18 protein-coding genes are annotated in these 26531 nt (G+C 39.6%); 5 read left to right on the top strand and 13 right to left on the bottom strand.

The window, feature by feature from the left end:
• Positions 1–316: 316 nt before the first annotated feature.
• The 5 genes from H5117_RS02675 to H5117_RS02655 form a co-directional block, all read right to left on the bottom strand.
• Positions 317–931: a BRO-like protein gene (locus H5117_RS02675; protein WP_182736083.1), complete on the bottom strand. Its 615-nt coding sequence runs from the start codon at positions 929–931 to the stop codon at positions 317–319.
• Between the two features lie 402 nt (positions 932–1333).
• Positions 1334–1810 (bottom strand): GreA/GreB family elongation factor, encoded by a 477-nt coding sequence (locus H5117_RS02670; protein WP_182736082.1) that lies wholly within the window; start codon positions 1808–1810, stop codon positions 1334–1336.
• 181 nt (positions 1811–1991) lie between these two features.
• Entirely contained in the window at positions 1992–2927 is a 936-nt protein-coding gene (secF, locus tag H5117_RS02665; protein ID WP_182736081.1) for a protein translocase subunit SecF, read from the bottom strand.
• On the bottom strand, positions 2920–4758 hold the full coding sequence (gene secD / locus H5117_RS02660; RefSeq protein WP_182736080.1) for a protein translocase subunit SecD: 1839 nt from the start codon (positions 4756–4758) through the stop codon (positions 2920–2922). Before secD ends, secF begins: the two co-directional genes overlap by 8 nt.
• Positions 4759–4866: 108 nt before the next feature.
• Entirely contained in the window at positions 4867–5328 is a 462-nt protein-coding gene (locus H5117_RS02655; protein WP_182736079.1) for a hypothetical protein, read from the bottom strand.
• A gap of 101 nt (positions 5329–5429) precedes the next feature.
• On the opposite strand from H5117_RS02655, the gene H5117_RS02650 reads away from it, so the two are divergent.
• The 4 genes from H5117_RS02650 to H5117_RS02635 all read left to right on the top strand — a co-directional run bounded on the left by H5117_RS02650 (position 5430) and on the right by H5117_RS02635 (position 11862).
• Positions 5430–7208: an ABC transporter ATP-binding protein/permease gene (locus H5117_RS02650; protein ID WP_182736078.1), complete on the top strand. Its 1779-nt coding sequence runs from the start codon at positions 5430–5432 to the stop codon at positions 7206–7208.
• A gap of 240 nt (positions 7209–7448) precedes the next feature.
• Entirely contained in the window at positions 7449–9527 is a 2079-nt protein-coding gene (locus H5117_RS02645) for a M13 family metallopeptidase (protein ID WP_182736077.1), read from the top strand.
• A 258-nt stretch (positions 9528–9785) separates the two neighbouring features.
• The gene (locus H5117_RS02640) at positions 9786–10499 is read left to right on the top strand and encodes a YebC/PmpR family DNA-binding transcriptional regulator (protein WP_002959761.1); all 714 of its coding nucleotides are present in this window, start codon (positions 9786–9788) and stop codon (positions 10497–10499) included.
• Positions 10500–10539: 40 nt separating this feature from the next.
• Positions 10540–11862 carry a leucine-rich repeat-containing protein kinase family protein gene (locus H5117_RS02635; protein WP_259404215.1) on the top strand — a complete coding sequence of 441 codons (1323 nt, stop codon included), beginning with the start codon at positions 10540–10542 and terminating at the stop codon, positions 11860–11862.
• A 79-nt stretch (positions 11863–11941) separates the two neighbouring features.
• Here the strand turns inward: H5117_RS02635 and H5117_RS02630 are convergent, their stop codons facing one another.
• The 6 genes from H5117_RS02630 to glk form a co-directional block, all read right to left on the bottom strand.
• Positions 11942–13066 carry a sterol desaturase family protein gene (locus H5117_RS02630; protein ID WP_182736076.1) on the bottom strand — a complete coding sequence of 375 codons (1125 nt, stop codon included), beginning with the start codon at positions 13064–13066 and terminating at the stop codon, positions 11942–11944.
• A 205-nt stretch (positions 13067–13271) separates the two neighbouring features.
• Positions 13272–14276 carry a type I glyceraldehyde-3-phosphate dehydrogenase gene (gene gap, locus H5117_RS02625; protein ID WP_002959757.1) on the bottom strand — a complete coding sequence of 335 codons (1005 nt, stop codon included), beginning with the start codon at positions 14274–14276 and terminating at the stop codon, positions 13272–13274.
• Positions 14277–14285: 9 nt separating this feature from the next.
• On the bottom strand, positions 14286–14906 hold the full coding sequence (gene eda / locus H5117_RS02620) for a bifunctional 4-hydroxy-2-oxoglutarate aldolase/2-dehydro-3-deoxy-phosphogluconate aldolase (protein ID WP_002959756.1): 621 nt from the start codon (positions 14904–14906) through the stop codon (positions 14286–14288).
• A 33-nt stretch (positions 14907–14939) separates the two neighbouring features.
• A complete protein-coding gene (edd, locus tag H5117_RS02615; protein WP_002959754.1) occupies positions 14940–16790 on the bottom strand; it encodes a phosphogluconate dehydratase in 1851 nt (616 codons plus the stop codon).
• Between the two features lie 336 nt (positions 16791–17126).
• Positions 17127–18140 carry a LacI family DNA-binding transcriptional regulator gene (locus H5117_RS02610; RefSeq protein ID WP_002959752.1) on the bottom strand — a complete coding sequence of 338 codons (1014 nt, stop codon included), beginning with the start codon at positions 18138–18140 and terminating at the stop codon, positions 17127–17129.
• A gap of 38 nt (positions 18141–18178) precedes the next feature.
• Positions 18179–19171: a glucokinase gene (gene glk / locus H5117_RS02605; protein ID WP_002959751.1), complete on the bottom strand. Its 993-nt coding sequence runs from the start codon at positions 19169–19171 to the stop codon at positions 18179–18181.
• 290 nt (positions 19172–19461) lie between these two features.
• Here glk and H5117_RS02600 point away from each other — a divergent pair, with 290 nt between their 5' ends.
• Complete coding sequence (locus H5117_RS02600) at positions 19462–20478, top strand: LacI family DNA-binding transcriptional regulator (RefSeq protein ID WP_024603984.1); 1017 nt, start codon at positions 19462–19464, stop codon at positions 20476–20478.
• 206 nt (positions 20479–20684) lie between these two features.
• On the opposite strand, the gene H5117_RS02595 is transcribed toward H5117_RS02600, so the two are convergent.
• The gene (locus H5117_RS02595; protein ID WP_182736075.1) at positions 20685–23612 is read right to left on the bottom strand and encodes a TonB-dependent receptor; all 2928 of its coding nucleotides are present in this window, start codon (positions 23610–23612) and stop codon (positions 20685–20687) included.
• Between the two features lie 504 nt (positions 23613–24116).
• Positions 24117–26528 carry a glycoside hydrolase family 15 protein gene (locus H5117_RS02590; RefSeq protein ID WP_182736074.1) on the bottom strand — a complete coding sequence of 804 codons (2412 nt, stop codon included), beginning with the start codon at positions 26526–26528 and terminating at the stop codon, positions 24117–24119.
• Between the last annotated feature and the right edge of the window lie 3 nt (positions 26529–26531).

The raw sequence follows: 26531 nt of genomic DNA, 5'->3' as shown, positions 1-26531 counted from the left end.
TGTATGTCCACTATATTATTAGATACCTATTAGATAAATAAAGCGTAAATTTAGGATATATACAACATTGGCGTAGGTCGGATAAATGGCAAAGCCATGCCATCCGACAATAGATTTATGAACAAAGGTAATAGTTTATCGTGTTGGTAATTAGGCTGGGTGTCCCCTAATTATTTATCTATTTGTAATTCTTTAGCTGCAGCAACTAATACATACATAGGGAATTGAAGAACTTCCTGCGATTTAACTATGACTCTTCTTGATGGTTCTCCTTTTTTGCACAGATTTTTATACACCACCCAAGAACAAGCTGCTCCTATGTTTTGTCAATTCCGTGTAAATTACAAAAATCCATAACACACATAAAATCAATTTGTTGATTGTTCGATTCTATATTTTGTAATTTATTGCCAAGATGATTTAGCATTTTTTCATGTGTATTAAATTGTTCCTGAGTTTTACGTTCCAACTCTTCTCTTTGTTCAATTTCCATTAAAAGAGTAGTAGCTAGCCTTTTAACATCAGAGTCTTGAGAAACTAACGGTGGTGGGTATTCACCATATTTGGTTAATGAAGGTACAACCTCATGAAACAACCATCTTTGGAAAGTTTTACCTGCAATAGTTTTATCACTAGATAAAACTCGATATAACCTAGGTTGTGTAACAAAAATTTCTTCATCATCAGAATACTTGCCACCTATGACTGGTTCCATAATATATTCATCTGAATCAAGCGCATTCAATTGCCCTTTAAGCACGTTCACCATAGATTTAGCGACATGATTTTCATTAATTTCACGATTTTCTTTATTTAACGTAATAAGTACGTCTCTTAAAGAAACATATAAAATATCATCTCTATGAAATGTTCTTATATCGCTAGAACCAGTTTCACCTGTATAGCAAACTTTGACTAAATTATTATTCATGTGCTTTAAATGAACTCCTAAATTGATGTAGTGAACTAGCAACTTACCGAACACCACTTTGGGGTTTTATAACATCCCAAAACGACGTGTATTACTTAGCCCAGTAATTCCACTAAATAACTTCAATGTAAACAAATGATTAGCCATGTTATAAAATAGGCTCTGTTGTTTTGCACCAAAACGACTTTTAATAGTGTTATGAGACAAAATTACCTTTGTCGGATGGCGCTTCGCTTATCCGACCTACATTTAAAGATTACATATTCACCACGTCAGGTATTAAAGCATTGACGTAGGTCGGATAAGTGGCGAAGCCATGCCATCCGACAATTAATTTATAAAAAAGCGTTTATTACTTTGGTATGGCTCTGCCAGCAAACGCTTCTCGTAAAAACCAAAGCTTTATAAGATCTCTACCACAACATATTCGTGGGCTTTACCTGCAATTGTTAACGTAATTTCATCATCAATCTGTTTATTTAGTAACTGCTTACCCATTGGTGCGCTGGGTGTTACTACAGCTATTGCGTGCTCTTTAACATTTACCGTTAAACCACCAGCTGCAGGGCCTAAATAAAACCATTTTTGGGATGCGTTATCATCTTCTAAACATACCAGCGAACCGATAGCTATTTTGTCGGTTGGTTTTTCATTAAAGGCAGGTTCGAACAATTCTATGCTTTTATAGCAATCGTTTACGCGCTGGGCTTGGCCTTGTGCTAAATAAGCGGCTTCGAGCCCTAGAGTATCGTATTTATTTTCGGCTATGTTTTCTTCATGTGTGGCGGTGTCGTGCGCAGTTTTTGCCGCTACTTTTGCTGTTGTAAGCTGCGCTTCTAGCGCAAAGCGAAGATGTTCGATAACGTGGGTTTTATTCATGGGGATTAGTACAATACAGGCAGTAAAAATAAGGCAGTTAGTTTAACATTTTTGCTAGGCTTAAAACCATTGTTTTAAACCCCCGCAAGTTTGGTGGGAATACTAGCGGGGCTTAAATTAGCATTAAACAAGCAAAGAGCTGTTGGTTGGTGCAGCTCTTTGCTTGTGCTTTATTAAAACCTTATGGCATATCTAATAATGTCTGCGTGTGGGCATCTACTTTAACTTCGTAGTTTTTAGCGCTTAAGCCCAATAGCTCTGGCAAAGTTGCCGCTATACAAATAGACGAGAACGTACCCACTACAATGCCGGTAAATAATGCTATAGCAAAGCCTTGCAGTGGTGCGCCTGCAAGTAACCAAACGCTCGCAACCGTCGCAAGTGTGGTACCCGACGTTATTAAGGTGCGCGTTAGTGTGCTTTTAATCGCATTATTAATAATAGTCGCTGGGCTAAGTATATTATTTGATTGAACACGTAAAAGCTCACGCACTCTATCCCCTACTATTATTGAGTCGTTAAGTGAGTAACCAATAATAGCCAGTAAACTTGCCAGTACGGTTAGGTTAAATTCAATTTGTAATAGTGAAAATAACCCAAGTACGAGTATTAAATCGTGCACTAGCGCTACCACAGAGCCAACGGCTAATCGCCATTCAAAACGCACTGCAAGGTAAATCATTACCGCAATCATTGCAGAAAACATTGCTAAACAGCCTTGATCAAATAACTCATCGCCCACTTGTGAGCCAATATAAGCTGACGATAATACCTGTGCGTTTATATCATCGTTTTGTGTAACAGCGCTTTGCCAATCAAGGCTATTAGCTGTTGTTGATGCACTTGGCGCTTCTCTTAATTGAAAATGAATATTACCTTGCGCGGTTAGCTCAAACTCACCGTTGTGATTTTTAGCAATAAACGATTGAAGCTCTTTTAGTTCAACACTTTGGCTGGTTGTAAACTCAGTTAAATAACCGCCGGTAAAATCTAGGCCAAAATTTAGACCTTTTTGCGTAAGCGTAAATACGGATAGCAGCACTAAAATGGCACTTAAAAGCATACCCATAAAGCGTAAACGTGTGCCCTTTTCACCTTTCAAAAAATAATTAAGCATGTGCTTTTTCTCCTACTTTTTTACCCATTTTTAAATACAACGTTTGGCTTAATATTTTTGATACGTACACACCTGTAAATACAGACGTTAAAAGCCCCAGTGCGAGTGTAATGGCAAAACCTTTAACGGGCCCATAGCCTATGCCGTATAAGATAAGTGCGGTGATCATGGTGGTTATATTGGCATCAAATATTGTATTTGCGGCTTGTTTATAACCCTCTTGAATAGCTTGATATGGTGCACGGCCTTGGCGGCGTTCTTCTTTAATGCGTTCAAATATTATTACGTTAGTGTCTACCGCCATACCTATGGTTAGCACCAGGCCAGCGATACCCGGAAGCGTTAACACAACCCCTGGTAATAATGACATTAAGCCCACAAGCGACGTTAAATTTAATATAAGTGCCACGTTTGCAATAAGGCCTAAACGACGATACCAAAGCGCCATAAATGCAAGGGTAATACCCATACCTAACATAAGCGCGGCTAAGCCATTACTAATATTTTCGCTGCCGAGGCTTGGCCCTATTGTTTGTTCGTGCACAATTGTAACGGGTGCTGTAAGCGAGCCTGCACGTAGTAATAATGCCAGATCGGCTGCCGCTTGTTGGCTTTTCATATTGGTAATACTAAAACGCGAACTTAAATGCTGAGCAATATTGGCAACGTTAATAACTTCGCTTTTTTTAACTACTTCGCCTTTAGCATTTTGAGAGTACTCAGAGTAAACCGTCGCCATTGGCTTACCAATATTGGCTTTTGAAAACGCCGACATTGCATCCCCGCCTTGGCCGTCTAGGCTTAGTTGTACCAATGGTTTACCCCAATCGTCGCGGCCTATGTTTGCATTATTAATATGATCGCCTGTAAAAATTGGCACAGGATCGAGCTTTATGGTTCCGCCCGATTGCATATTAAATGTTTGCCCGCCAATTTCTTTTAATTGATAAAAACCAAGCGATGCTGTTGCACCAATAATACGTTTTGCTTCGGTTGGATCTTGCACGCCTGGTAGCTCTATACGAATGCGGTGCTTTCCTTGGCGCTGTGTTACCGCTTCGGTAATGCCTAACTCTTCAATACGTGAACGAAGGGTTGTGAGTGTTTGCCCCATTACTTCTTTATCAAAGCTGCTGCGGCCTTGCTCCGAATAACTAAATTTGGCAGTTTTAACGCTGCCGTTATTGCTTGTTACAACGGCTAAATTAGCAAACCGGCTTTGTAGCTCTTCAATAACGGGGGTTAACTTGTCTGTTGCATTAGGCAATGCGTTTATTTCAAACCCGTGCTGAGTTTGCTGCGCTTTTACGCCATGTGCTTTTTGCTTAATAATGATTGATTTAGCTTGTTGATACGCACTGACTAACTGCTCATCAACGGCTTTATCTAAATCTACGTCTAATACAAATAGCACACCGCCATTTAAATCAAGGCCCAGCTTTATTGGTGATAAACCAAAATTTTGTAACCATGTAGGGCTGGTTGCATGCTCAACAATTTTAACTTGCGTGTTTGGATATTGCGCTTTTATAGCCGCTTGTGCCTGAGCGCTTTTAGTTGGCTCGTTTAAAAGTACATTAATAGTTGATTGCTTATCTAAACCCTGCTCAACCTCTAACCCTTGGTTATTTAAAAAAGTAACTAGCGTTTTAGTGCTCGGTAAAGATTGCGTTTCACTGTGCGGAGCAGCACTGATGTGCAACCACGATTTATTTGGGTATAAATTTGGTAATGCGCTGATAGCTAATAAAACCAATACTATTAGCATGGCTATATAGCTTAATTTGAACTTAGCCGTAGACGGTTTTTTGTCTTTTTTAAAACTTAACATGTTGAATCCTTATTGCCAGCAAAGCTAGCAACGTACTTTTTAAAAGCACAATTAATCTGCAGGCTAAAACTTTAAAAGTTAAAACCTAATAAAATTAAATAAGGAAAATTAAGCGTGGTAGGTAGTTACAGCTCTGTAGAGTAAGTTAACGTCTTTCCAGCCACTCAAGCGCGACTTTTTACTATTAGTTACAAGCGTATACCAAGGCTGTATAGGATTAATCGCTCTTGGCCGTAAGAATATATGCCTAACAAGATTTTGAGCAAAAAATTCAAAAACCACATCGTATTCTGGTTCACTTTGAACAGTGTGCAAAAACAGTGATGAATTATTGGCAGTTAACCGTGGTTGGTGCGCGTCAAAATCGGTTTGATGAGTTTTTTTATGCTGCGCAGTATCTACAGACTTACTAATAGGCTGTATTTTAGTTAAATCGCCAATATCAATAAGCGAAACCTGCGTACTAATATTGATATTTAAATTTTGTGAGGCGCCCATAGCATTGCTCTGCACACTAAAAAGTGCAGCAAGTAGCAAAAAGGCAGTTAAAAACACTCTAAATTTAAACATTCACGTTTTAAAACTAAAATAAGGGATGCGTAGTATATAAGGGCAAGCATTTAAAATACAATGCTTATTAATTAAGTATTTAGTTTTAACAGAGATCACTAATGCGCCCCAGACAAAGCACAGAAAAACGCCCCGACGCCATGAATTTACGCCAAAGTGTAAAAACACTATGGCCCTACCTTACAAAATTTAAAGGCCCTGTTTTTATCGCACTTATGGCGCTTATAGGCGCAAAAGGTGCCACTTTGTTAATGCCTTGGGCGCTTAAAGAAATAATAGACTCGGTAGATAAGTCGATTAACCCACTGTTAGTTATCCCCGCTTTATTGTTATTGATGTACGGTGCACTGCGTTTTGCTAGCGTGTTTTTAGGTGAAATAAGAGATGCTGTATTTTCTCGCGTAACCGAGCACGCAATGCGTGATATTGGTTTAAAGGTATTTAAGCATTTGCACTCACTTGAGCTGGCTTTTCATTTAGATAGGCAAACTGGCGGTATTAGCCGCGATATAGAACGCGGTACAAGTGGGTTAAGCTTTTTAATGCGTTTTTTAATGTTTAACATTGTGCCTACTTTATTTGAAATACTTACCGTTGCGATTATTTTTGGCACGTTGTTTTCTGTTTGGTTTGCGCTGATTACATTATTGGCAGTCGCCATTTATATTACCTTTACTATGGTGGTTACTCAGTGGCGAAACCGCTTTATTAGAGAAGCAAATGCTGCCGACAATAAAAGTAATACCCGCGCAATAGACAGCCTGCTTAATTATGAAACTGTAAAATATTTTAATAATGAGCAGTTTGAAGCCAAAACGTACGACACCTTTTTAGCAAACTGGGAAAAAGCCCGTTTAAAAAATAGAATGTCGTTGCTCGCCCTCAACTCAGGCCAAGCACTTATTATTGCCTGTGCTATTACCGCGTTAATGTGGTTGGGCTCAACCGAGGTAGTTGCAGGTACGCTTTCTATTGGTGAACTAGTGATGATCAACGCGTATATGATTCAATTGTTTTTACCGCTTAACTTTTTAGGCTTTGTGTACCGCGAAATAAGACGCGCGCTAACCGACCTTGAAAACATGCTTGGGTTACTTAACAAAAAACCACAAATAACCGATGCACTTAATGCTAAAGAACTCAATATTAGCCAAGGTGAAATAACATTTAATAATGTAAGTTTTAGTTACGATGCGCATCGCCCTATTCTTAATAATCTTAGCTTTAGTGTTAAAGCAGGCAGCAAAGTAGCTATTGTTGGTGCCAGTGGGGCTGGTAAAAGCTCATTGGCTCGACTGCTTTATCGTTTTTATGATGTAAGCGCCGGTGAAATTAGTATTGATAATCAAGCAATAAACTCAGTAACACTTAATAGTTTACGAAAAGCCATTGCAATAGTGCCGCAAGACACCGTGCTGTTTAACACCACGATTCGTGAAAATATCGCTTACGGCAGACCATCAGCAAGCGATGCTGAAATTGACGAAGCCATTGCTATGGCGCATTTAAAAGACTTTATAGGCACACTTGATAAAGGCGATAAAACACTGGTTGGCGAGCGCGGTTTAAAAGTATCAGGCGGCGAAAAACAGCGTATTGCCATTGCCCGCGCTATTTTGAAAAAATCCCCTATTTTAATTTTTGATGAAGCAACATCTGCACTCGACTCTCATTCTGAGCAAGCAATTCTCGCAGCAATGCGTGAAGTTGCCAGTAACCATACGAGTATTGTTATTGCTCATCGGTTATCTACTATTACCGATGCAGACACCATTATTGTGCTCAAAGCCGGACAAATTATTGAGCAAGGTAAGCACGATGAGTTACTTACACTCGCCGGAGAATATGCCCGTATGTGGGAGCTTCAGCATAAAAAGTAAATAGAGTGTAACCCCTCTTAGCTCGGATACTTTTAAGTATTCGAGCTAAATAAAGCGTTTATAGAACCTATTAGCCTTTCTCTTTTCTCCTATATTAGCTTTATCGAGCACTGTGGTGATTCACCTCAAAAGATTTGTTTGTCTGATTAATATCAATAACAATCGATAAGTTAAATATTCGTAACAATAAAAATGATTCACTGCTGCTTTAATTCAATCAGTGATACTCAGGAGTAAGTAATGAAAAAGAGTTTAATTGCCGCAGCATTAGCTGCCACATTTATTACAGGTTGTTCAGAGCCGCAAACAACAAAAATAGACGAGCAACAACCTAAAGTAACTACAGCAACAGTGACAGAAAAAGCAGAGTTAGGTAGTTTTGGTGTTGATCTAACAGCTCGTAACGAAGCCGTGAAACCAGGCGATGACTTTTTTATGTATGCCAGCGGCACGTGGTATGACAACTACGAAATGCCTGCAGATAAAACCCGCTATGGTGCATTTTCTGGATTAGCTGAGCGCAGCGAAGGCGATGTTAAAGCTATTATTGAAGAAATAGCCGCACGTAAAGATTTAAACGCAGAAGAAAAACTCGTTGCTGATTTTTACAATGCGTATATGGATACCGAAACACTTAATAAACTCGGTGTAGCGCCTATTAAGCCATTGTTAAGTGAAATTAGTGATATAGCGTCAACTGACGATTTAGCTGAGATGTTTGGTAAGTCTTGGTTAACCGGTAATAAAGCCCCTTTTGGCGGCGGTATGTGGTTTAATCGCCTAGACCCTAATAAATATGAAATGTCACTAGGTGCTGGTGGTTTAGGTTTACCAGATCGTTCTTACTACCTTGAAGACGCTGAGCGCTTTGTAAAAACCCGTACAGCTTATGTTGCTCACATTGCTGACATGCTTGAGTTTGCAGGCACTGAAAATGCAACTGAGCGCGCTCAAGCTATTCTTGACCTTGAAACCAAAATTGCACAAGGACACTGGCCTCGTGAAAAGCGCCGTAATCGCGACTTAACCCTAAACCAAGTTGAACGTGCCGATTTAAGCACTGCTTATCCTGGCTTTAACTGGGATTTATATTTTGCGCAAACAGGTTATAAAGTACCTCAGTTAAATGTATCTCAGCCTGAGCCAATAAAAGCGATGATTGAGCTAATCAATCAAGAAGATATTGCAGTATGGAAAGACTACCTAACGTATCACGCTATTAGCGGTAACGCAGGTTTACTATCAGAGGACGTATTTAATACTAACTTTGCTTTTTTTGGTAAAGAACTAAACGGACAGCAAGAGCCTCGCCCTCGTTGGAAACGTGCAATAAGTGAAATGTCAGGCACAAGTTCGCTTGGTTTTGCTATTGGTAAGATATACGTAGCGCGTTACTTCCCTGAGTCGTCAAAACAACAAATGTCTGAGCTGGTTGAAAACCTTCGTACAGCCCTTGGTGAACGTATTGATAACCTAGAATGGATGGGCGATGAAACTAAAGTAAATGCGCGCGCTAAACTGGCTGCATTTGTACCAAAAATTGGTTACCCCAATGTATGGCAGTCTTATGAAGGTTTAAGCATTACTAAAAACGATTTGATTGGTAATGTGAAAAACATGCGTGAATTTTTTCATGCAGAAAGTGTTGAAAAAGAGCTACAAAAAACAGACCGTAACCGCTGGGGCATGACGCCACAACGCGTAAACGCTTACTACAATAGCTCGTTTAATGAAATTGTATTTCCGGCTGCGATATTACAACCGCCGTTTTTCGATCCAAATGCCGATCCGGCTGTAAACTATGGCGGTATTGGCGCTGTAATTGGTCACGAAATGGGTCATGGATTTGACGATCAAGGTTCAAAATCAGACGAAAACGGTGTGCAACGTAACTGGTGGACTGATGCTGACCGCGCTGCATTTGACAAAAAAGCCGATCAACTGGCTGCGCAGTACAGTAAATACGAGCCAATCGAAGGTAATTTTGTTAATGGTCGAAATAGCCTTGGCGAAAACATTGGTGATGTAGGTGGGCTATCAATGGCTTATCACGCGTACAAGCTCAGTTTAAATGGTAAAGAAGCGCCTGTTATTGACGGCGTTACTGGCGATCAGCGATTCTTCCTTGCGTGGGCACAAGTATGGAAAGAAAAACGTACTGAGCAAAGCATGCTTAACCAACTGCGTGGTGGCACACATGCCCCAGGTCGCTTTAGAGCACAAGCGCCGCGTAACCATGATGCATGGTACAAAGCGTTTGATGTAAAACCAGGCGATGCGTTATACCTTCCTGAAGATGAGCGTGTACGTATTTGGTAAGTAACACTTACTTTTTATTACTTAGTAAGGCAACCTGTTATACAGGTTGCTTTTTTATTGAATTAAATTTACACATAATAGATATAATTCCAACGTCTAGAACCCTCGATGATCCCATTAATAAAATACAGTTTACATGGCTTTTAAACGTTACCGATTTAATCTGTTTTAATACTTACTAGCCCTTGAATGCATTTACCTTTAGAATACGCATTATAATTTTATTCTATTATTTACATATATTAAGGCGAAACGCAGATGGGAAGAGCTTACCAAAACAAAAAAGATTCAATGGCTAAGACTGCGGGTGCTAAAACTAAAGTTTATTCTAAGTACGGCAAAGAAATTTATATTTGTGCAAAAAACGGCGGTGTAGATCCAGATGGTAACTTATCATTACGTCGTTTAATTGAACGCGCTAAAAAAGACCAAGTACCAGCACACGTTATTGACCGCGCAATAGACAAAGCAAAAGGCGGCGGCGGTGAAGACTACGCAGCAACACGTTACGAAGGTTACGGCCCTGGTAACTGTATGATTATTGTTGACTGTTTAACAGACAACAACAAGCGTACCTTTGCTGATGTACGTGTTTGTTTTACCAAAGCAAATGCTAAAATTGGCGCTCAAAACTCTGTTTCACATTTATTTGATCACCTTGCTATTTTTGTATTTGACGGTGATGACGACGAAGCAGTACTTGAAGCTCTTATGATGGCTGATGTTGATGTAACTGACGTAGAAGTAGATGACGGTAAAGTTACTGTTTTTGCTCCTCACACAGAGTACAACAATACACGTACAGCGCTTGAAGAAATGGGCGTGACTGAATTTGACGAAGACCTAATTAGCTTTGTGCCACAAATTGAAACGCCGATTGAAGGCGAAGACGTTGAAGTTATGGAACGCTTTTTAGCAATGTTAGAAGATTGCGACGACGTGCAAAACGTTTACCATAACGCGCAATTCTAAAGAGCGATTTAGTAAGTTAGAACGACTTAAGCCAACAGTTATGTTGGCTTTTTCATTTTTAGAACATGGTATTAATATGAACTCCCTTAAAGAGCTTAAAAGTGGCAAACTTGTTGGTGCTACTTGCCTGCAATTGGTAGAAGAGCTAACGACATTTCCTGAAGAAATCTTTAGCTTAGCTGACACGCTTGAAGTTCTCGATTTATCAAATAATAACTTATCAACACTACCTGATGAATTTGCCTGTTTAACAAACCTGAAGCGTGTGTTTTTATCGTTTAATCAGTTTAAGCATATTCCTAAAGTGCTCGCTAAATGCCCTGCTTTAATTATGGTCGCGTTTAAAGGTAACCAAATTTCTGAATTTGCTTTAAACAGCCTGCCAAAAAATATTGAGTGGCTAATACTCACCGATAATACGTTAAGCGAATTGCCTGAAGATTTTGGTAATTATACCCAGCTTAAAAAGCTTGCGCTTGCAGGCAATCAACTTAAGCAACTGCCAAGTAGCATGGCGCAGTGTAAAAACCTTGAGCTTGTTAGGCTCTCTGCTAATAACTTAACACACGTAGACGACTGGCTGTTTGAATTGCCTAAACTTGCTTGGCTTGCGTTTGCCGGTAACGATTTTAATAAAGCCCAGTGCCTTACAAAAAGCTGCTTAGAAAATAAGCCTCTTAACGATTACACACTTAGTCATGTTATTGGCCAAGGTGCATCGGGCGTTATTCATTTAGCACAAGCTATTGAAAGTGCTGTAGCGATTAAATTATTCAAAGGCGCAATTACCAGCGACGGCTACCCGCTTGATGAAGTAAATTGCTGCTTACAAGCAGGCGATCACGCTAATTTAATTAAAGTACTTGCCTACATTGAGCAAAGTGATCAGCTAGGTTTAGTAATGGAGCTAATAGATAAAAACTTTGCTAATTTAGGCCTGCCTCCAAGCCTTGAAACCTGTACGCGTGATACCTTTAATGATGATTGCCATTACTCAACTCACGCTATTTTAAAAATTGCACAGCAAATGGTAAGTACCTTACATCACTTGCATATTTGTAAAGTAAGCCATGGCGACGTGTATGCGCATAACACCATGATAAACAAAGATGCTGATGTATTATTTGGTGATTTTGGTGCAGCCACAAACTTAGCCATGTTAAGTGATTATCAACAAAAGCAAATCGAGTTAATTGAAGTACGTGCATTAGGGTGTTTAATTGAAGACTTATTAGGCACGGTAACTGGCGATGATAAACAAAGTGAGCTCTTTGTTAAAATGTCCAATATGGCAAAATGTGCCATGCAACCTACATTAAATCAAAGACCTACATTTACTGAGTTATTAGCAGAGCTAAAATAAATTTAATATTAATAATATAAGCGAGCAAAATGTAACATCTTACTCGCTTTTATTTTATGTTTATTCGGATTTTCCGTACTTATTTAGTGCGCTTAAACGGGTAAACCTGTTGTTTAAGCATACCTACGGGCATGTAATCCCCGACTACACCATACGCTTGTGGCCACTCTTTTTGGCCTTTAACAGCAGTACCAAACACATAATCTAAAAACGAAAAATGTGCAGCGTAATTTCGGTCAATCGCGGCTTTATCTGACGCATGATGCCAATGGTGAAACTGCGGTGTAACCATAAAATATTTTAGCCAACCAAATTTCACACGCACATTTGCATGGTTAAACACAGCCTGCAAACCCACAATTATTACGTACAAACTAATTATTTGCTGTGAAAAACCAAGCACAAATATAGGCGTGAGCACTAAGCTGCGCGTTACGAGTATTTCAAGAATATGCTGGCGAGAGCCCGCTAACCAATCCATTTCTTTAGCACTGTGATGTACGCCATGAAAGCGCCATAATAAAGGGACTTCGTGATAAGCACGATGCACCCAATACTGCATTAAATCAGCCACGAGTATTATTAAAAACAACTGCACTATAAAGGGTGTTTGCTCTATATAACTTTGTACTGTAGATGATACAGCCCAGCCAAAGCCATAATGCACAAAGTGGTTAGTAACGAGTAATACAAAACCAATAATTAAATGATTTACAAAAAAGTGGTTTAAATCGCCTCGCCATTCGCTACGTAATATTTTTTGCTCTTTACGATGAGGTAATAACTTTTCAATCACAATAAATATAAGTGTTGAGCCGAGTAAATCTAAAATAAACCAATCAAGCCCTATATAAGGTGTATCAGAAGCAAATTCGTTTACTTCAACGTTTGGTCCGCCAAACATAATAGCGAGTAAAATAAAAAACCACGCTGTAGCCCCTAAACGCTTATTGGTATTACGTACAAAGTTAAGTAATCCTAAACTGCCCGAGACCAATAATGATGCAAACATAAGCTGACGTAAAAAGTCGACGCTGTAGCTTTTTCTCAGCTCTGGTGTGGTTAAATATTCAGGAAAGTGAAACGCTAATACGCCTAAGCAACTCAGTATTGCTAAAAAGCAGGCTATGTAGCCACTTATGTTGCCCTCACCTATCTGAAGATGATTTGTGCGAAATACTTTTCGCGATAGAGCTCTGATCATTTTTATTATTCCTTGCGTCGTTGAGTTGATTAAATACAACGAAATTCCATTGATTTACACACCCACATATTAACAAAATTTAGGGTATAAAAAATACAAATAGTTCCCTTCTAATTTTGAATTGCAAATATACAGATAAACTAAACGCAAAAAAGCCACGCAATGCGTGGCTTGGTTGGATAAAGCTAAACTTTTACAAGGTCAATTATAAGTACTGACCTAATGCTTTAACTTGGTCTAACATGCGGTTTGAGAAACCCCACTCATTGTCGTACCAAGCCATTACTTTAACTAGTTTGCCATTGGCTTTAGTTTGCGTTGCATCAAAGATAGACGACGCTGGGTTATGGTTAAAGTCGATAGAAACAAGCGGAAGCTCGTTATATTCTAAAATACTCTTCATTGAACCCGTTGATGCTTCTTTCATGATTGCATTGATTTCTTCTGCAGTCGTATCACGCTTAGTGATAAACGTAAAATCAACTAAAGAAACATTGATTGTAGGTACACGTACCGACATACCATCTAATTTACCAGCAAGTTCTGGTAATACTAAACCAACAGCTGCCGCAGCTCCTGTTTTAGTTGGGATCATAGATTGAGTTGCACTACGCGCACGGTATAAATCTGGGTGGTAAACGTCAGATAAGTTTTGATCGTTGGTGTAAGCGTGAATAGTCGTCATGCTACCTTGCTCAATACCTACTGTATCGTTAATTGCTTTTGCAATTGGCGCTAAACAGTTAGTAGTACAAGAAGCGTTAGAAATGATATTGCTATCAGCATTAATTACGTCGCTGTTTACACCATGCACTACTGTTGCATCTAAACCAGTACCTGGAGCAGATACGATTACTTTTTTCGCGCCTGCAGTAATGTGCTTAGCAGCGTCATCACGTTTAGTGAAAAAACCAGTACATTCTAAAACGATATCTACGTTTAGCTCTTTCCAGGGTAAGTTTGCAGGGTCACGCTCTTGCGTTAACGTAATTACGTCATCCCCAATTAGCATAGTGTTGTTTTCAAGTGTTACTTTTTTTGAAAATTGACCATGAACTGAGTCATATTGCGTTAAATGTGCATTTACGTTAGCTGGTGCTAAATCGTTAATTGCTACAATTTTAATTTCGCTGTTTTGAGCTGACTCATAAAGTGCACGTAAAACATTTCTACCGATACGGCCGTACCCGTTAATTGCTACATTAATCATTTTAGACTCCTATTTAAGTTCACTTGCTTGGCGAGCAAGCGCTTCAATTGCTTGCCAGTCTTTATTTTCAATTAGTTGTTTATCTAGCATCCACGTACCACCAACACAAATAACGTTGTTAAGCGCTAAATAATTAGGAGCAGTTGCTAGGCTAATGCCGCCAGTTGGGCAAAAAGTAATATGTGGTAATGGGCCACCGATTGATTTAAGCATAGCTGTTCCGCCTGCAGCTTCTGCTGGGAAGAATTTTAAATACTTAAAACCATGCGACGCAAGTTGCATAACTTCACTTGCAGTTGCAGCGCCTGGTAAAAATGGTATATCTGATGTTTTAGCTAAAGCAATAAGTTCATCGCTCACACCTGGACTCACCATAAAATCTGCACCAGCAGCAACCGAAAGATCAAAACTTGCCTTATCTACTACCGTACCAGTACCTACATAGGCTTCAGGTACTTCTGCTTTCATTAGCTTTACAGCTTCTGCAGCAATGGGTGTACGTAGTGTTATTTCTAAGGCTTTTAAGCCACCGTTGTATAAAGCTCTTGCAAGTGGTGCTGCATCTTCTAATTTTTCGATTACAACCACTGGCACTACGGGTGCCGATGCTAAGATTTTTTCAATACTCATTACTTGTTCCTCATTACCCAGTATGGCTAATATTTATTCAAGTCCAAAAGCACTCGCGCCTAAATCGGCACTGCTTACGATATTTCTAAATCCAGTAAATAATTCACGACCTGTACCAAATGTTGCACTTGGCAGGCTAAGCTCTGCTTCACGCTTAGCAAGTTCTTCGTCGCTAACGTGTACTTTTAATATTCCGTTTGGCGCATCAAGCGTCACTAAATCGCCTTCTCGGATTTTAGCAATAATGCCGCCTTCTACTGCCTCTGGTGCTAAGTGAATAGCAGCAGGTACTTTACCTGATGCACCCGACATACGACCGTCAGTAACAATGGCTACTTTAAAGCCTTCATCTTGAAGCGTTGCCATTACTGGCGTTAACTTGTGTAGCTCTGGCATACCTTTCGCTTTAGGGCCTTGCTCTTTTAGCACGGCAATAAAGTCTTGGTTTAATTCGCCACGAGTGTATGCATCTTGCAGAGCACTTTGTGAACTAAATACTTTTGCAGGAGCAGTAACGGTTTGATGTTCTTCAGCAACAGCTGACACTTTGATAACAGCTTTACCTAAGTTGCCAGTTAGAAGTTGCAGACCACCTTGCTTACTAAATGGGTTACTCACTGGGCGAAGTACTTCTTCATCGTGCGAGTTTGCTGGGCAATCTACCCATTTAACTTTAGTTGGGCCAGTTGAGTCGCTCATGATCAAGCTATCGTCTTTATCTAAACGAGGCTCTGTCATGTATGGTGCTAAACCATCGCCAAGCATTGTTTTTACGTCTGTATGTAAGTAACCAGCGCTTGCTAGTTCTCGCATTAAGAAACCCATACCGCCTGCTGCTTGAAAGTGGTTTACATCAGCTGAGCCGTTAGGGTAAATACGTGTAAGAAGTGGTACAACTTCTGATAAGTCAGACATATCTTTCCACGTAACCTGAATGCCGGCAGCTTTTGCTATCGCAACAATATGGATTGCATGGTTAGTAGAACCACCTGTAGAAAGCAGACCCACTAAACCATTTATAATCGTTTTTTCGCTGATCACATCGGCTAAACAAGGGCTTTCTTTATCATCCGTAAGCTGCTTAAGCATAGTTTCTACAGCATTACCTGTAAGGCCATCGCGAAGCTCAGTGTAAGGATTAATAAACGAGCTACCTGGAAGGTGTAAGCCCATTATTTCCATCAACATTTGGTTTGAATTGGCAGTACCGTAGAACGTACACGTACCAGCGCTGTGATAAGACGCACTTTCAGCTTCAAGTAAGTCTTCGCGGCTCACTAAACCTTGTGCAAACTTTTGGCGAATACGTGCTTTTTCTTTATTCGGAATACCTGATTGCATTGGACCTGCTGGTAAAAAGAACACAGGTAAATGACCAAACGACAATGCACCAATTAATAAACCAGGAACAATTTTGTCACAAACGCCTAAACAAAAAACGCCATCAAACACATCGTGCGAAAGAGAAATTGCTGTAGACATAGCAATTACATCGCGAGAAAAAAGTGAAAGTTCCATGCCGTCACGCCCTTGCGTAACACCATCACACATTGCAGGAACGCCACCAGCAACTTGAGCTGTAGCATCGTATTTTGTTGCAATGTCTTTAATTAAATCTGGGTAGTCTTTGTATGGCACATGAGCCGATAACATATCGTTATATGAGTTGATAATAGCAAGATTTGGCTGCTCATCAGCCTTTAAGCGCGCTTTGTCATCACTGCTACATGCAGCCATAACATGGGCTATATTTCCGCAACCTAAACCGGCACGAACTCTTGTTTGTTTTTTTGCGTGCGAAATGCGATCTAAATAATCTTGACGGGTATTTTTACTGCGTTCGATAACGCGCTGGGTAACTTCTTGAATACGAGGATGTAACATAATTTAACTCATCTCTATTAGTTAGAGGATAAAGGCTCAGTAGCAACTACAGACTCCACGTAAATAACTGTACTGAGCATCTTTGATTTACCCGTTCAAAGGTACGCTACCAGGGAGCCTCTCACAACAACCCTGACACCGGTGTCACTGTATTAACGCATAGCAATGACACCGGTGTCAACCCCAGGTAACAAAAATAGTTTAATATTTTAACATGACCGAATAATGACCTAATTGATTTTTAGGCACAAAGCATGTTTTAGCAAGTTCAGAGTAAAAAAAAGCCCGAATAAGCGTCACTCATATTCGGGCTACTGTGAAAGTGTTTTAAACTCACTATTTTATTGCTGAGGTAGACTCGCGTGTAATCAAGCGCGACTCAAGCGTTACCTGATACGGCTGCTCTTGTGGTTGAGCTATGTGTGAAATAAGTTGCGTTACGGCTTGTTTAGTCATTTCTTCAACGGGCTGTGCAATCGTTGTTAACCCAGGCCAAATATGACGTGCAATGGGCGCATTATCAAACCCAGCTATTGAAATGTCATCAGGCACTTTTAATTGGCGCTGAGTTGCTAATTTAAGTACGGCAGCCGCCATGTAATCGTTTGATGCAAATACAGCGGTTGGCCTAGGGGATAAATCTAATATGCTGCGTGCACTATCTACACCTGAGTGATAACTAAAGTTACCCTCCTCGACTAAGCGCTCATCAAATTCTATACCATGGCTTGCAAGTGAACGCCTGTAACCTTTAAAACGTTGTTGCGTGGCACTGTGATCCGGGTGCCCTTTAATAAAGGCTATAGATTTATGACCGAGGTTAATTAAATGCTCGGTAATCTCAAATGCGCCTTGCTCGTCGTTACTACGCACTGAAATTGAATCATCTTGTAGTAAAGCTGAAGCAACTCTTGCATAAGGAATTTTTTTAGATTTTAAAAAAGAAGCAAGCTCAGCAAAATCACCAAAAGGAGGTGTTAGCACAATGCCATCTAGTCGAGAAGTTTGTAGTAATTGCTCAATATTATTTATAAGTGCTTCACCACGAAACTCACAAGGGTGTATCAATAAATTATAGTTGTTTTCTTTACACGCTTCTAAGGCGCCCGTTTGCACTCGGGTAATATAACTTTTACTTGGGTTATCGTATAAACAGCCAATAATAAAGCTACGATTTTGAGCAAGACCTCGTGCAATTGGATTTGGGGTGTAATCAAGCTCTTTAAATACCGCAAGCACCTTTTCTCGGGTGGCGGCACTTACATTAGGCTCATTGTTTAACACGCGTGAGACGGTTTTTTTAGAAACCCCTGCATGGCTTGCTACACTATTTATGGTTACTTTTTTCATCTGTCCATTATCCAAATACAACCTGTAAGACCAAAGCCCTATTTGCTATTGTGTAAACACGCAGCAGCGCCAATAAGCGGTATGTTGTCTTGTGTTACGAGTGTTACAGGGATTTGTCCTGCGTACTGCGACATAATACCCTTTTGCGAAAATCGTTCAACAAAACGACTCTCAAGAAGTCTCGCTTGCATACGAGGTAGTATTCCACCGCCAATAAATAATCCACCTAACGCGCCATAAACAACCGCTAAATCACCGGCAACACTGCCAATCCAATCACAAAACTGGTTTAAGGTTGCATCACACACATCACATTCACCACTATTTGCAAGGCTGCTAATTTGTGCGGCATCTAAATTTTTAGCTGTTACACCCTTAACCGCAGACATTGCTTTGTATAAATGCGTTATGCCAGGACCTGAAAAAACTGTTTCGATAGAAACATGGGGATGATCTTTACGTAACTCATTTAATAATAAAGTATCGAGTTCATTAACAGGTGCAAGTGATATATGCCCCCCTTCTGAACTTAGCACTGCGGTAGATTGAGACGTTCTAACTAAGCACGCGGCACCAAAACCAGTACCTGGACCTATAACACCAATGTTTGCGTTATCATCAGCTTGACCTGATTTAACAATGACATTTTGTTTAGGATCTAAGTAAGGGGCAGCGTAAGCAAAGGCAGCAAAATCATTAATGACTTCAAGTTGTTGTAAATCAAAATGAGTTTTAAATTCACTGACGCTAAAATGCCAACCTAAATTGGTTAAATGCACTTGCCCGGCTTTTATTGGCCCTGCAACGGCTAAACATGCGCGTTTGGGTGCAATATGTGGGACTGTTTGTAAATATTGCTCGAGCGCACTTTCAAGAGAACCAAAATTGGCACTAGGAAAAATATTAATGTGCTCTATTATAAATTGGTTAGTCTGTTCATTAAAAGCAGTTATTAAAGCAAAGCGGGCATTAGTGCCGCCGACATCAGCAACTAAGATGGGATCAAATTGGGCAGAAGCGTTTGGGCTCATAGTATTATCTCTTTTGTTAAGCGACTCATGCTTATTATTTTACAATGGTGTACCATTGTTATTTATACTTTGAGCTATCACCTCAAAGTAGCTATCACAGTAAAAAATGCTGCCTATAAAGATATAGACAGCGAATACGTTTTGACAACAAAATGATAAAACACTGACATTATGACACCGGTGTCAGGAATTTATCAATAAAAATATACGTTAATTCACAAAAAGCTTGAAATTATTCATCAATAAACGAAAATGACACAATTATTTATCAATTTAATTAAGTTGTAACAATGAAAGGTAAAGCTACCTCATTTGATATTGCCCACTATGCAGGGGTATCTCAATCGACTGTATCTCGCGCTTTACGTAACAGCCACCTTGTTAATGAAGAAACACGCAAGCGTGTTTTCGATATAGCCAAAAAGCTTAATTATAAAGTTGATAAAAATGCGAGTAACCTTCGCACTCAACAAAGTAGTACGCTTGCATTATTGTTGTTTGAAGATCCTACTTCTGACGAGTCCCAAATAAATCCTTTCTTTTTAGCCATGCTTGGCAGTATTACCCGTGCTTGCGCTAAAGAAGGTTACGATTTATTAGTTTCATTTCAATCGGCCAGTGCTGATTGGCAAGCAGACTATGAAGATAGCCACAGAGCTGATGGCATTATTTTACTCGGGTATGGCGATTACATTGATTACCAACCAAAATTTAACACCTTACTTGAACAAAATACTAAGTTTGTTTGCTGGGGTGCAACGGTAGATAACCGTCCCGATTTAACTGTTTGTTGTGATAACTACGGTGGCGGTAAGCTCGCCGCTGAGCACTTTATTGCGCATAGCAGAACTGATTGCGCTTTTATTGGTGACGCCTCTGATCACAGCCCCGAATTTTTTAGTCGTTTTCAGGGTTTTAAAGATGAGCTATTGGCTAACAACGTTAAAATAAATGAGCGTAAAATGGCTAATGCTATCTCTACTGAAGAATCTGGCTATCACGCAACACGCTCACTAATTGCTAATAATATTAAATTTAACGCCTTATTTGCTGCAAGTGACTTAATTGCTATTGGGGCTATACGCGCACTTAAAGAAGCAAATATCAACGTGCCGAAAGATGTTGCGGTAGTCGGCTTTGATAATATAGCCATTGCAAGTTATGTAAACCCCCCCCTAACTACAATAGAACAAAACACCACTATTGCTGGGCAAATGTTAGTAGAGAACCTATTAAAACTGATACGTGGTGAAGAAGTTCAAAGCACCCTGTTGCCTCCTATTCTCATTCCTAGAAGTTCAAGCTGAGCCGGGCTGATAAAATAAATTAGAATTTATAAACGGTTTTAATTGGAAGTTACAACGACACTAATTTATTCAGTATATTTTTATCTATTCATTTCACTTTTCTTTCTGATGTATTCATATCTCACAAAAATTCAAAATTTAGATATAAAAAAAGCCTCTAACGAGGCTTTTTTATTAAACAACTTTTAACTCATACTAACAAGCTATTAGAAATCGTAAGACGCTGATAATTGAATTCTACGAGGAGACTGGTAAGACTGAGCTAAACCAAATGTAGCATTTCCATCGCCAGCAGCTATTTCTGCAGCTTCGTCGTAACGAGTTTCAGTAGCAGCATCAAATACGTTAAATACATCCATAGCTAAACGAACTTTCTGATCGTTAAAGCGAAGGTTATAAGTAAAGTTAAGATCTAAACGTGCTGTCCATGGTGTAGTACCCATGCTGCCACGAGGGAAACGTTTGTCACCTACATAGTAAGTATCACCATATTGGTATTGATCAGGATCTGGAGTATAACCTTGACCTAAAGCAGTCCAAGGACGTCCAGATGCGATATTAACATTAGCACCGATCAAGAAGTCTTCTGTAACAGCAAAAGCACCATAAATTTTAATGTTATGACGACGATCTGCAGGTAGATTACCATTAGCACCATCCATTAAATAAGGGTAATCCCAATCTTGCGTAAGACCTGCATCATCTTGACCATTATCAGATTTAACAAAACCTTCTGTATTACCATAGTTGTGAGACCATGTGTATAGCGCTTTTAAAGACCAAACCTGATCCCATGTTTTCTCTAATGTTAAATCAACTGATGCATATTTACGCTTAGCATCCGGATAACCTAACTCTTCTGCACTAAAGCTATATTCTTCAGTGGTGCCGTCACCATCAAGATCGAAATTGAAAGTAGCGCCATTACCAGGATTAAATAAGAACCAGTTTTCACCTAAATATTCACCATTTTCATCACTAAAGATATAAGAACCATCATCAATTTGATTACCTAAAACACGGTAAGTAGCCTTGACTCCCCAAGACCAATCATCATTAATTGCTGCTTGATAACCAATCATAAACTCATCGTTATACATAGGTTCAAGATCTTTATCAGATAAGGTATTAGAAGGTTTTGCAGTACCGTCACCGCCATTAGAAATAGCAGGATCGCCTAGTTGAGTACCTAAACCTACAGGGGTACCGTCAGCATTTAACCCTTCATAGGCGTACCAAGTTTGGATATACGTTTCTGCACCAGCTAAACGAATATTTGTATTAGCTGCTACTGGTAGGTAATAACGACCAGCAGTGAAGAACAACTTACTATCGCCATCTCCATTAATATCCCAAGAACCACCTATACGAGGAGCAATTTGGTTATCAATAGAAACAAATTCTTCGCCATCTGCATTGTAGTTAGTAAAGCTATCATTACGAAGACCTAATGTTAATGTTAAATCTTCAGTAACTGACCATTGATCTTCAATATAAATAGCCCAGTTTTCTACTTCAAACGAACCGCCATTTTTATAATCGCGTACACGTGTTGTCTTCATTTCTTCAGGTAAGACATAACCATTAGCCAGCCTTGCGCCTTCTTCATATGTACGATAATAGTAGTAAACGCCACCAGAGTTTTGTGTTGTTGAATCAGCTGTATTAGTTTCAGAATCATAGCCAAATCTTAACGTATGCTCATCGTTTAGGTAGTAATCAAAGTCAACTCGCAATTGCTCACGTTTATCTTCATTTTCACCAACAGTAAAGTTTACATAACATGTAGTATCCTCACCTATATCGGCATCATAACCTGTAGGACAATCATCGAAGTCTGAGTAATCAGTTTCTGAAAACTTAACTTGGCCAAACATTGCTGACATACTTAGATCATCTGTAAGGTTACCAGTATAGCGAACTGCAAAACTTTCTCCGCCTCGCTTATGATAAGCTGTGCCACCATCTACAGTATAATTACCATTTCCTTGAGGATCTGAAATTGTTTTTTCTGAATAAGTGCGTTTGTCACTAAAGCCCCAAAGCATTAGTTGATGATCTTCGTTAATATTCCAGTCAAAGCGTGCTAGGTAATATGGGTCATCATCTTTTTCAACTGTTAAATCTGTTTGAGATGCATTACCATATTCGTAGTCATTATCTCTTGCAGTGTAAATACCATAGAAAAATAATGTATCTTCAATTATCGCACCTGAAGCATAAATACTTGTTTCAAATGAGTTGTCATAGTCGTCTTGGTTATTAACATATAAATCACCAATACAATGCCCATCAGCGTCTTCACAACGATCATTTTGTTTATAAAGTGAATTAGGAGCTTGCTCACTTAATGAGTCAGACGAATAAATCGTTTCAACACCAAAGTGAAAATCATTAGAACCAGATTTAGTAACTGATGAGATTAATCCACCGGTAGTACGCCCAAACTCTGCAGAATAACCACCCGTCTTAACTTGGAAGCTATCGTACGCGGTGAAAGGGATTGTTGCGCCACCAAGACCATTTCGGAAATTAGTCATATTTAGACCATTCACGTAATAAGCATTTTCAGCTACAGAAGCACCACCAAATGAAGCTTGGTCGCCAAAACGACTGTCCCCTTCAGTTGCGCCAGGCGCAAGCAATGCAACTGAAGTTACAGAGCGAGATATAGGTAAAAGTTCTAGTTCTTCAGAGCTAATATTGAGTGAAGATTCTGATGCAGAAACATCTATCGCACGAATAGAACCACCGACAACTGCAATTCTTTCGATATTACCTGTAGTTAGTGGAATTTCAATAAGAGCTGTTTTACCAACTCCTATTACTACATCTTTAACTTGAGCTTGGTCAAAACCAGCTTGTGAAACTACTATATTATACTTGCCTACCGGTACCTGTTTTAGATCGAACTCGCCGTTAGAATCTGCAATAAGCGTTTTTGAATAACCTTTAGTGTCATCTGTTATTGTTATTGTTGCACCCGCTAGCGAAACACCTGACTGAGCCGTTAAGCTACCTTTTATAGCGCCGTTAACGTTATCTGCCATTGCAGGCATTGCCGCACTTAACGTCATTGCAACTGCTGCAGCAGTAAATGAGCGTTTAAATGTCTTAGAAAAATTATGGTTCATCTTGATTTATCCCTAGATAATTAAATTATTATTTTTTATGTATTACATTATTTAAATTCACATAAAAATTACTTATATAAATTAAATAACACCTCTTAACCTACAAGAGAAACAAATTAATAACACAATAAAAATAAACTTGCCAACAAAATGCGATAGCTGTTAACCATGGATATATCAATAGAAACAATGGATTAACAAAAGCAAATAGCACGAACAGAAAATCAGGATAATGAACACAAAATTAACACCAATAACTATTCACGGAGACAATGAGCCAAACACAACAACAACCCTGTCATTTGTAAGTTTAGGGGCCTGAAACAGTAAAAAAAGATAAAGCCTATACGCCAAAACGCGATTTATAACTAATTATTATATTGGCTGAGCTGCATAAATATTCACACAACACTTTTTCAATTAGGAACCATTGCATAAAACGAAACTAAATTAAGAGAAAAAAAGTTCCTAATTAGGAACTTTTTTTGTGTGATTTTAAGACAACTAATTAAGTGACTCGCCAACCACTGGATAATAATCCCATACTTGTTTATCACTGAGTGAGCGTACAAGCTTAATGTATTCTGCATGTGTCCATGCAAGTGGCGTTGCTGAGTTTGTGCCCTCGCCTAGCTCATAACCAGCTTTATTTACACCTACACCATCCCATACTTGCTCTGGTAGCATTAGCCCTTTATTGGCAAATTGCTCCAAACCTTTAACATAACTATTTTTAATTTGCGCTTGTTTAGCATCATCAAAGGCGTTGTTTGCGTTAGCTGCTGCTATTTCATAGTGGCCACGTTCACCTGTGAAAAACGGCCATACACGACCACGTTGGCCTGGTGTATTACTGCCACCCTCGGCATAGTTTGTGCCCGTTACTTCATCTTCGCCGTAGCCATCATTACCATAGCGGCGGTAGCCTGCAAATGTGCCGCTGCCGTCGTCAAAGCTAAAGCTGTATTTAACTTGTAGGTTATCTTCTAGTGTTTCGTCATCGTACTCAGGTAGTGTTTTAACGATGCTTTCATCATTTGCACCGCGTACGCCATACCGTACTAGCTCTAAAAAACCGCCATCTAAAATTTGCTTTTTATTAAACCCTTCGCGGCCATTATTAGCGTTAATTTTAGTGTTTGAGTTTGCATCGGTATCTTGGCCTATACGAATAAAGTATTCGCCATCGCTATTCTCGCCTTTTAAGTTACCTTTAGTGGTAAACATTTGCGATTCAATATCGCTGCTGTATTTTTTAGCTGTATCTAAGTAGCGCTTTGCGTTTGTATCATCGCCACTTAGTGTTGCAATATCACTGGCTGTAATAAGGCCAGCGACTATTGCTGCAGTAGTCGAAGGCGAATAACCGCTTTGCTCTTCCCAACGCTCTTGTTGGGTTGCCGGTGGTGTAATTTGCGTGTCGTTCCATAAAATTTTAGCAAGGCCGCCATCAACCAAAAAATCAGCCGCGGGTTTTAACATTTTTCCGTACCAGCTTTTTAGCTCTTCATCACTAAGTACATTGGCTTTATGTAACTTCCAAGCAAGCATAATAGGCATAGCTGTTTGGTCAAGCTGTACGCCGACCCATTCAAGCTCACCATCTACGTGCGTTTTTTGTAAAAACCAGCCTGTATCGCCTTTATTACCTGGTGTTTTGCTATTTACTTGCACTTTTTCAAGGTATTCAAACGCTGTTTTTGCTGTGGCTGTATCGCCGAGTGCCATAAAGGCCATGGCTACTTGATAAAAGTCGCGCACCCATACTGCTTTATAGCCAGTAGAGCCCTCTTTAGCCGAAACCGTTTCGCCCCATGGATTAGATAGAGAAGCAATTAATGCCCCTGCGTGTGTTTTATCTTCTTGTGCTTTTAAAACCATGGCGCTTGTGTATAAAAGCTTACCGTTATCGGCTGTTTGTTCAATCATTTTATTGAGCGGCTTGAGACTTTGTAGGTAATCTTCCCAGCCTAGCGCTTCACCTTTACCGTTATAGTGATCAAGCACCGCTTGGTATCCTTTTGCTAAGCTTTTTTCGCCTTGCTTTATACTTTGCTGCTGCGTTTTACCAAAACTAAGTGCTAAATCAAAGGTGGTATTCGCGCTTATGTCGCCAAGCTCTGCAAGCATGCTTACATTACCTGCTGTATCGCCGGTATTTATGTATTGTGTATTTATAGATTGCGTAGTTTTAAGTGCGTTAATACCATCGCTTTCACCGGTAAAGCCCACTGTTTTATCTTTAAATGAGGTCGCTGATTGAAGTGATAAATAGTTATCGTCTTCCCATGCGACAAGGCCTTGCTCAGTCGTTTTGGCGAAGTCACCTAGCCCGTTATTATTAATATACGGATTAACAGACACATATGCTTTTAACCCTTCAAGCTCAGTATTAAATACGCTGCGTACAAACAGGGTTTGCCCATCTGGGTCAGTAAATATGTGTTTTTCTAGGCTAAAGCGGCCTTGTTTATCAGTGCTTGTTACTTTATAAGCCAGCGATAACGGGCGACCTTGTGCATCTTTATGTAAGTAATCAATGGTGACATCTAAATCATCAGCTTCACTAACGGTAAAGTCTTTACCTGTTACTATAAATTGCATGTCTTTTATTTGAGCTTGGTGAATAAGCCCAAACATGGTTTCGGTGATCATACCTTTAGCAATTGAAAACCACACCTTAGATACATCGCCCGTTGCAGCTGAATCACTGTATTGGCCGTTTTGGTATTGCTCGTATGACGTGCCAATACCTGTTTTACCCGCATAAGCCCAAAAAGGCTCTGCGCCTGGGGCGCCTGGGGCTGATGTAACCTGTGCTGTGGTACTTTCGTTAGTTGTGCTTGTGTTTTGAGCGCCGCAAGCCGTTAAACCTAACGTTAAAAGTGAGGCGGTTATAAGGTTATATTTTTTCATTGT

The organism is Pseudoalteromonas sp. SG45-1, assembly GCF_014164135.1.
Lineage (GTDB): Bacteria > Pseudomonadota > Gammaproteobacteria > Enterobacterales > Alteromonadaceae > Pseudoalteromonas > Pseudoalteromonas distincta.
This window is presented reverse-complemented; position numbering and strand designations above follow the sequence as displayed.